This is a genomic window from Thermosulfurimonas sp., assembly GCF_015491435.1.
Lineage (GTDB): Bacteria > Desulfobacterota > Thermodesulfobacteria > Thermodesulfobacteriales > Thermodesulfobacteriaceae > Thermosulfurimonas_A.
Genome location: NZ_WFVX01000007.1, coordinates 1 through 7,842 on the forward strand (window position 1 = coordinate 1; position 7,842 = coordinate 7,842).

General features: G+C 61.1%; 9 protein-coding genes and 1 tRNA gene. 6 read left to right on the forward strand and 4 right to left on the reverse strand.

Translation table 11 applies throughout. The annotated features are described in order from the left end of the window. From F8J34_RS00260 to F8J34_RS00270, 3 genes are all read left to right on the forward strand, one after another. A partial coding sequence (locus F8J34_RS00260; protein ID WP_297055097.1) for a GTPase occupies positions 1–636 on the forward strand: 636 nt, incomplete at its 5' end. Further along, the gene (gene proB, locus F8J34_RS00265; RefSeq protein ID WP_297055100.1) at positions 626–1,753 is read left to right on the forward strand and encodes a glutamate 5-kinase; all 1,128 of its coding nucleotides are present in this window, start codon (positions 626–628) and stop codon (positions 1,751–1,753) included. The genes F8J34_RS00260 and proB, both read left to right, overlap by 11 nt. A 70-nt stretch (positions 1,754–1,823) precedes the next feature. Continuing rightward, positions 1,824–2,027 (forward strand): cold-shock protein, encoded by a 204-nt coding sequence (locus tag F8J34_RS00270; RefSeq protein ID WP_297055107.1) that lies wholly within the window; start codon positions 1,824–1,826, stop codon positions 2,025–2,027. Positions 2,028–2,078: 51 nt separating this feature from the next. On the opposite strand, the gene F8J34_RS00275 is transcribed toward F8J34_RS00270, so the two are convergent. Genes F8J34_RS00275 through F8J34_RS00285 form a run of 3 tightly spaced genes read right to left on the reverse strand, consistent with a single transcriptional unit; the run spans position 2,079 to position 4,560 of the window. Next, positions 2,079–2,486 (reverse strand): hypothetical protein, encoded by a 408-nt coding sequence (locus tag F8J34_RS00275; protein WP_297055108.1) that lies wholly within the window; start codon positions 2,484–2,486, stop codon positions 2,079–2,081. Next, a complete protein-coding gene (locus F8J34_RS00280) occupies positions 2,473–3,411 on the reverse strand; it encodes an ATP-binding protein (protein ID WP_297055111.1) in 939 nt (312 codons plus the stop codon). Before F8J34_RS00280 ends, F8J34_RS00275 begins: the two co-directional genes overlap by 14 nt. Further along, a complete protein-coding gene (locus F8J34_RS00285; RefSeq protein WP_297055114.1) occupies positions 3,412–4,560 on the reverse strand; it encodes a YihY/virulence factor BrkB family protein in 1,149 nt (382 codons plus the stop codon). Positions 4,561–4,632: 72 nt separating this feature from the next. Between F8J34_RS00285 and F8J34_RS00290 the strand changes: the two genes are divergently transcribed. From F8J34_RS00290 to F8J34_RS00300, 3 genes are all read left to right on the forward strand, one after another. Continuing rightward, positions 4,633–4,709: transfer RNA gene (locus F8J34_RS00290), tRNA-Pro, on the forward strand. A 73-nt stretch (positions 4,710–4,782) separates the two neighbouring features. Continuing rightward, positions 4,783–5,214 (forward strand): S-adenosylmethionine decarboxylase, encoded by a 432-nt coding sequence (locus F8J34_RS00295; protein ID WP_297055116.1) that lies wholly within the window; start codon positions 4,783–4,785, stop codon positions 5,212–5,214. Continuing rightward, positions 5,211–6,041, forward strand: coding sequence for a methyltransferase domain-containing protein (locus tag F8J34_RS00300; protein WP_297055118.1), 831 nt, complete (start codon positions 5,211–5,213; stop codon positions 6,039–6,041). The genes F8J34_RS00295 and F8J34_RS00300 overlap by 4 nt, the downstream gene beginning before the upstream one ends. A gap of 13 nt (positions 6,042–6,054) precedes the next feature. Here the strand turns inward: F8J34_RS00300 and F8J34_RS00305 are convergent. Further along, positions 6,055–7,842 (reverse strand): SbcC/MukB-like Walker B domain-containing protein (locus F8J34_RS00305; RefSeq protein ID WP_297055120.1); only part of this gene is annotated, 1,788 nt, incomplete at its 5' end.

Below are 7,842 nucleotides of genomic sequence, written 5' to 3' on the forward strand. Positions count from 1 at the left end.
GCCCGGTTCGCCACCCCCACCAACCAGGCCCCCCGGTACGCGGAGCCGGGCCGCCCGGGGGAGGAACGCTGGCTCATCCTGGAACTCAAGCTCATCGCCGATGTAGGGCTGGTAGGGCTTCCCAACGCCGGAAAATCCACCCTCCTTTCCCGTATCTCCGCGGCCCGACCCAAGATCGCCGACTACCCCTTCACCACCCTTCAGCCCAACCTGGGGGTGGTGGCGCTTTCGGACGAGCGCACCTTCGTGGTGGCCGATCTTCCGGGCCTCATCGAGGGGGCTCACCGGGGAGTGGGCCTGGGGCTGGATTTTCTCCGGCATGTGGAGCGCACCCGGGTCCTCCTTCAGGTAATAGACGCCTCCTCGGAGGATCCCCTGCGGGACTTTGAAATCATCGAAAAGGAGATGGCCCATTACCAGCCCGAGCTTCTGAAAAAGCCCCGGGCCGTGGCCCTGAACAAGATCGACCTTATCCCGGATCGAAATCTGCTCCGGCCGGTAAAGGAAACCCTGGAAAGAAAGGGGCATCCGGTCTATCTTATCTCCGCAGCCACCGGGGAAGGGTTGAGGGATCTCTTGGAGGGGCTGTGGAGGCTTCTCCTGCACGGCCATGAGGCTCTGAACCATGGATCGTAAGGAATATCTGGAACGGGCCAAACGACTGGTCATCAAAGTGGGAAGCGCGGTGGTGGCGGACGAGGGGGGACTGTCGCGGCCGGTGGTGGAGGGCCTGGCCGCGGAAATCTCCCGTTTCATGCGCCAGGGATATGAGATCGTTCTGGTCTCCTCCGGAGCCATTGCCTGCGGGCGGAAAAAGCTTGAGATCCCGGACCGGCTCTTTTCCCTTCCGGAAAAACAGGCCCTGGCCGCCGCCGGGCAGAGCACCCTCATCCAGGCCTACGAGGAGGCCTTTTCCGCCTACGCCCAGCCGGTGGCCCAGATCCTCCTCACCCGGGAGGACCTGGAGGACCGCCGGCGTTACCTCAATGCCCGCAACACCCTTCAGGTCCTGCTCCGCTGGCGGGTGCTCCCCATCGTGAACGAAAACGACACCGTGGCCGTGGAGGAGATCCAGTTCGGAGACAACGACATCCTGGCTGCCCTGGTGGTGGGGCTGGTGGAGGCCGATCTTCTCATCTGTCTCTCCGAGGCCGACGGTCTTTACGAAAGGGATCCCCGCGAGGATCCTTCGGCCCGGAGGCTTCCGGTGGTGGAGAGGATCACCCCCGAGGTGGAGGCCATGGCCGGAAAACGCCCGGGACGCTTCGGGCGGGGAGGGATGCTTTCCAAGCTCCGGGCTGCAAGAATGGTGACCTCCCTGGGGGTGCCCATGCTCCTTGCCTCCGGACGCACGCCCCTCATCCTGGAACGGATCTTTGCCGGGGAGGATGTGGGGACCTTCTTCCTGCCCCAGAGCCGCAGGCTTTCCTCGCGCAAGTTCTGGATCGCTCATCTCCAGCCCGAGGGTCGCCTGGTGCTGGATCCGGGGGCGGTGAAGGCCCTCCAAGAGGGGGGCAAGAGCCTTCTTCCGGCGGGAATCCGGGCGGTGGAAGGCGAATTCGAACAGGGGGCCTGTGTGGAATGTGTGGATGAGCACGGACGAGCCGTGGCCCGGGGGCTCACCAACTACGATTCCCGTCAGCTGCGCTGCATCCTGGGGGTGCATACCTGTGAGATAGAGTCCCGCCTGGGGTTCAGCGGAAAGGAAGAGGTCATCCATCGGGACAACCTGGTGCTCATCACCGAGGATTAGGGGCCTTTACTTTTCGGAAACGGGGTGTTAGGCTGCCCTAAGAATCAAATTTTAAGGAGGTTTAAGTAACATGGTTACAGGAACGGTGAAGTGGTTCGACGAGAAGAAGGGTTACGGGTTCATCTCGCGGGACGATGGTGGAGACGTGTTTGTGCACTACTCCGCCATCCAGATGGAAGGTTTCAAAACCCTTCGGGAGGGCCAGAAGGTGGAATTCGAGGTCACGCAGAGCCCGAAGGGCGAACAGGCGAGTAACGTTCGGGTGATTGACTAATCACGCTCCGGCCCTGAAAACTCGAGGCCCGCTTCGGCGGGCCTTTTTTATTTAGGAAGAAAGTCCCTTCAGGAAAAAACGGCTGGAAAAGAAGAGGGAAAGCCCCATCCAGAGATAGAGACCCCCCAGGTAGTCCCTGGGAAGGGGCAACCTCCTGAGAAGGATGCCCAGGGCGATCATGGCCAGGGCCAGGAGATACTGTTTGCCGGGTTGAAAGGATAAAAGGGAGCTCCTTTCCGGGAGACAGCGGATATGGTTGAGAGTCCTCTGTACGGTCCGGGTCAGGATACGGGAGGAAAAGACCAGGGCCAGCGGAAGGCTCAGGATCAGAAGGCCCAGCAGTTCTTTAGGGCCACCCCGATACCAGATCCAGAGAAGCCCCCGCAGACTGAGGCCCAGGCCCACCGCCAGCCACAGCCCTCCGGCCACCAGGGGGAGATAACGTTTAGATACCCGCATGGCCACGAAATTCCTCCTTTAAACGACACAAAAGGCAGGGACTGGAAACCGCCGGTTCCCCGCAGCGTTCACAGGTGAGGAGTTCCCGATCCATAAACTCCTCCCGGTGTTCGGCGAAAAGGGGAAAGGCCCGGCGCAGATAATCCAGATAAAACCGCAGTTTGGTGCCCGGGGAACGTTCCTCCAGCTCATCCATGATCTGGGCGTAAAAGGGCCGGGTAGCCTCCTCGGAAAGGGGACAGCTCTCGGCCAGATAGGGGAGTTTCTGGATCTCCGCGTAAAGTCGGATCTCCCGAACCGAATGGCGGCAAAGGGGTTTGGCCTTGCGTACGAATCCGTGTTCCGCCGGCAGCACCGGATATTTACGGGCCAGGTATTTCAGGTTCCAGTGCAGGAGGTTCCCCAGGAGGGAGGAGGCCTCATCGTCCAGGTTGTGTCCGGTAACGATTACCGAATACCCCAGGCGCTTGGCCAGATGATTGAGGTACTGGCGTTTCACCGTGCCGCAGAGGGAACAGTATTTTCGGGTCTTCCGGCGCAGATCCGGAACGGAAAACCCCAGTTCCGCCGGCATATCGACGATGTGTAAGGGACGGTTCAGGCGCCGGGCCATGGCCTCCACCGCCCGCCGCGAAAGAAGGGAAAAGGAGTTCTCCTCGATCCCCAGATAGACGAAGATCCCGTCGGCCTCGTATCCAAGGGAAACCAGGGCCTTCCACAGACTCAAACTGTCCTTCCCGCCGGAGACCGCCACCAGGATTCTGTCCTTGCGGGTGAACATCCGGAAGGATCGGATGGTGCGCTCCAGATAACGTTCGAACCAGGACACGAAGTGTTCCTGACACAGGGGAAGGCGGTGAGCCGGGAGATAGATTCGGGCCGGCGTATTCTTTTTTTCGTTCCGACAGAGGCGACACCGAGCCATCTATAGGTCCTCCAGGGTTCGATCCAGACGCGTTTCCCAGTCTTTAAACAAAAAATAGGCCTTTTTCAAGCTGGGAGGTTCCGGAGGCGAGGGGGGAAGGACCCCCTGAAAGGGACCCACCACTTCCCCGACCCGCACGGCCTTTCTTCCCCGGGTGGGCAGTATCCCTTCTTCGGTAACCACCACCAGGCCGCGAACCTCCAGTTCCTCGAGTACGGTCTCCACCTCCCGGGGGGAGACCCGGAGATGGTGGGAAAGATCGGAGAGGGCGAGCGGAGCCGAGCCGTCCTCCATAGCCTGGGTGAGCTCGAGCATCACCGCTACCGCCAGGAGGGGCAGAGGGACCTGATAGCCGTTGCCCAGCCAGTCTTTTTCCTCGTAAACCGCCGCGGCTTCGGCTCCGAAAAGGGTTACCGCCCAGGAAAGGAAGAGCCAGAGCAGAAAAAGTGGAAAGGCGGATAGCGAACCGTAAAGCTTGGAGTAGGTTACGGCCTTGCTGGTATAAAAGGTATAGAGATAACCCGAGATCAACCAGAGGACGCCGGCCACCCCGCCGCCGAAAAGGGCCGCCCGGACCTGGATCCGCCGATGGGGGAGATAAAAATAGAGCCCGGCAAAGAAGATGATCACCGTGAGCACATAAATGAGTTTCAAAAGGAGGGTGGCCAGGAATTTCTGGGTATAATGGGAGAGATAAAAGGCTCCGGCCGGAGGGAGCAACAGAAGGATGGGGCCCATGGTAAGGATCATCCAGTAAGCGGTAACCTTCTGCAGGATGCTGCGCCCCTTGCGAACCCGAAAGATTCGATTGAGCACCCCTTCGGTCTGCATCAGAAGCCCCACGATCATGGTCAGAAATATAAGCATACTGGCCTTGCCCAGAGGGGCCTGCTGGGCCTTGGAGAGAAGGCGAAAGAGGGTCTCCTGCACCGTATCTATGGCCGCGGGGTTAAGGAAGCGGGAGAGCAGCTCCTCGGATTTCTCCAGGACATCCTCGGCCTGGATGAAGAGCCGGGCAATGGCAAAGGCCAGGGTCAGAAGAGGTACCAGGGAAAAGATGGTGGTATAGGTAAGGGCCTGGGCCTCGGTGGAACAATGGTCTTCCCAGTATCTGCGCCAGACCCTTTTCCAGAAAACGATACCTAACATAACGGGTTATCATAAAATTGGCCCCTTATCTTGACAAGATACCGGTTAATGGATATAGGTTTGCCGTAGGTTCGGGACGTAGCGCAGCCTGGCAGCGCACCCGCTTGGGGTGTGGGGGGTCGGCGGTTCAAATCCGCCCGTCCCGACCATTTTTTATGGAGAGGGATTTAAAGGAACCCAAATATTTAAAAAACCAGGCCCTGGCCTGGGGGGAGGTGTGTGATGAGGACCACCCCGGTATGCCAGATCGACCGGCTGGACATGATTCCCGCCCAGGGGGGCAGGAAGGAAAGTCGTTTCCCGGTTACCACGCACTTGCTGGTGGAGATGTGGCAGGCTCCTTTCGGGGTCCTGGCCCGGGCCGAAGAGGTGGAGCAGGCCCTGCGCTTCTCGGGTAACGGCTCCGGAACCCGGGGCGAGGTCATCGTGTATCAGTTTCAGCCCTACGGGGTCTCGGCCAAGGCCACCTTCGGCGACGCCCACATCTTTATTCATACCTGGCCGGAGAACGGATACGCGGCGGTGGATATCTTTGCCGCCGACGAGGAAGGGGCCTATTCCATCCTGGAACGCATGCAACAGGCCTTTCGGCCTTCCTATATCCACGTGGTGGAAGTAAAACGGGGCAACCTCATCTCCGAGGGGGAGACTTGACTCGCTACTGGTGGCGGGAACGGCTGGGCCGGGATTTTGCCCATGCCTTTCGGGTGGCACTGATCCACGAGGAACATACCCCGGCCGGCCAACATCTCCAGGTGTTCCATAACCCCTTCTGGGGTCGTTTTGTGGTCCTGGACGGGGTGGTCCAATTCACCGAACGCGACGAATTTATCTATCACGAAACCATTGTCCTTACGCCCCTGGCTCTCCTGGCGGATCCTCCGCAGGAGGTGCTCATCATCGGCGGCGGCGACGGAGGGGTCCTGCGGGAACTGCAGAAATTCTCCGACCCCCGGCGCATCCTGCAGGTGGAACTGGATCTTTCGGTCTTCAGGGCCTGCCAGAAATATCTGCGAGAGATCTCCGGGGACTATCGGGACCCCCGGGTGGAATTAAGGGTGGAAGACGGTCTTAGTGCCACCCGGGAACTTCCCCCGGAATCCTTTGACCTGGTGATAGTGGATTGCACCGATCCGGTAGGGCCGGCCAAGAGCCTCTACACCCGGGAGTTCTATCGGGCGGTGCTTCGGGTCCTCCGCCCCGGAGGGGTCTTCATCCAGCAGGCCAGCCTGCCGGGGTTCTTCCCGGAGATCCTGCGCGAAGCCTACAGCCGAGCCAAAGAGGTATTCCCGCGCCTTACGGTGCTGCGGGCCATGGTCCCCTGTTACGGAGACGAAATCGCCTTCCTCCTGGGAGGAAAGGATCCGGAGACGGATTTTCTGCCCCGGCAGGAGTTTCGGGGGCGTTATTACAGCCCGGAGATGCACCGGGCCTCGCTGGTTCTCCCTCCCTACTGGCACGAGATCCTGAGCCGGGGCTAAATCCGTAGCCCGCCTAGATCCTGGTGCGCAGAAAGCTCCCCTCCCGCCGGGGAATCACCTCCAGCACCGCCGGGATTCGCTCCCGCAGTTCCCTCACGTGGGAAATCACCCCGATGAGACGCCCCCCGGCCCGCAGCTCCGCCAGCAAAGACAGGGCCTGATCCAGGGAATCCGGGTCCAGGTTCCCGAATCCCTCGTCGATGAACAGACACTCCAGGGGACGCCCCCCGGAGAGTTCCTGGACCACCTCGGAGAGGGACAGGGCCAGGGACAGGGCCGCCAGGAAGGATTCACCCCCGGAAAGGGTGGCGGCAGGACGTACCCCTCCGCTCCAGCTATCCAGGATCAGGATCTCCAGCCCCGCGGCCCGACGACGGTCCCGGATCTCGGTCTGCCGCAGAAGACGGAAACGTCCTCCGGTAAGGGCATGAAGTTTCCTGGAGGCTCGCAGGAGTATCTCCTCGAAAAAGGCCGTAAGCACAAAGCGGTGAAAGGAAAGACGTTTCTCGTTGAGCCCAGCGAGACGATCCGCAAGGGCCTTCACCGTACGATAGCGCTTTTCGATCTCCTCCAGCCGTGAGCGAAGCTCCCGGATCTCTCCCAGGAGGCGATCCAGGGTCTGGATGCGTCCGGAAAGTTCCCCCAGCTCCCGGTGTCGGCGTTCCAGTTCCCGGCGCATTTCCTCCTCCCGGGCCCGAAGCCCCTCCACCTCCGGAGGGGATTTTCCGGACAGATATTCCTCGAGTTCTCTGCGCCGCAAAAGCAGGGTCTCTTCCTCCCGGAAGAACCCCTGGACCTCTTTTTCCAGTTCCTCGCGTTTTTCCAGCGCGGGAATAAGGGCCTCGAAACGGGATCTATCCGGGAGGGAAAGCTCCCGCAGCACCTGTAAGAAGCGCTCCGAGACCTCCGCCTTCTTGCGATTAAGTGTTCCCAACCTCTTACGGAGTTCCTGGCCCAGGGCTTCCCGGGCGGAACGCCGGGCCTCGAGATCCGTCAGGGTCCGCTCCAGGGCCTGAAGCTCCTTCTCCCATCTCCGGTATCGTTCCTCGCCTTCCCTGAGGGTCCTTCGCAGGACTTCCTCCCGGGGCTCTCCCCCCATCCGGGCAACCAGGGTCTCCATGCGGGTGGAAAGACGCCCCTCCTCCAGCCGAATCTGCTGGTATTCGGCCTCCAGGGTCTCCCGGACCTGCCGGAGACGTGCGATCTCCGCCCGGAGGATCTCCCTGCGCTCTCGCAACCGGTCCAGTTCCTCCCGGGTCTTTTCCCCTCTGGCCAGATCCGCCTCGATCCGGGCCAGCTCCGAGCGGGCCTTCTCCGGAGAAAAATGGGCCGGGATCTCCTCTTCCAGGGAGCGGATTTCCCGCTTAAGCCTTTCCTCCTCGGCGGCGAGCAGGACTTCCTGTCGGCGGAGATTCTCCAGGATCTCCCGCACCTTACGGATCTCCTCTTCCAGTTGCCGGCGCTGGTCCTCGGAAGGAAGCTTCTCCGGAGGGGAAGCCGGGGAGGGATGTTCCCGGGAACCGCAAACCGGGCAGGGTTTTCCGGGAGAAAGGGTACGGGCCATCTCCCAGGCCCGATGCCGGGAAAGGAGATCCTGCAGGGCCGCCTCCTGGCCCTCCAGCTCCGTCAGACGCCTTTCGGTTTCCTCCAGATCACGGCGGAGCCCGGCCCGGCGTCGGAAAAGGGCCTCCTTCTCCCGGAGGAGGAGATCCCTTCGGTTTGCTTTCTCCAGCCATTCCCGGATCCGGTGTCGCCTCTCGGCCTGGCTAAGGAGATCCGTTACCAGGGGCATCTTCCGGGC

Bases quoted from the DNA above. Each gene is read 5' to 3' on its own strand.
- proB (WP_297055100.1), top strand. From the start codon at position 626: ATGGATCGTAAGGAATATCTGGAACGGGCCAAACGACTGGTCATCAAA.
- F8J34_RS00270 (WP_297055107.1), top strand. From the start codon at position 1,824: ATGGTTACAGGAACGGTGAAGTGGTTCGACGAGAAGAAGGGTTACGGG.
- F8J34_RS00275 (WP_297055108.1), bottom strand. From the start codon at position 2,486: ATGCGGGTATCTAAACGTTATCTCCCCCTGGTGGCCGGAGGGCTGTGG.
- F8J34_RS00280 (WP_297055111.1), bottom strand. From the start codon at position 3,411: ATGGCTCGGTGTCGCCTCTGTCGGAACGAAAAAAAGAATACGCCGGCC.
- F8J34_RS00285 (WP_297055114.1), bottom strand. From the start codon at position 4,560: ATGTTAGGTATCGTTTTCTGGAAAAGGGTCTGGCGCAGATACTGGGAA.
- F8J34_RS00295 (WP_297055116.1), top strand. From the start codon at position 4,783: ATGAGGACCACCCCGGTATGCCAGATCGACCGGCTGGACATGATTCCC.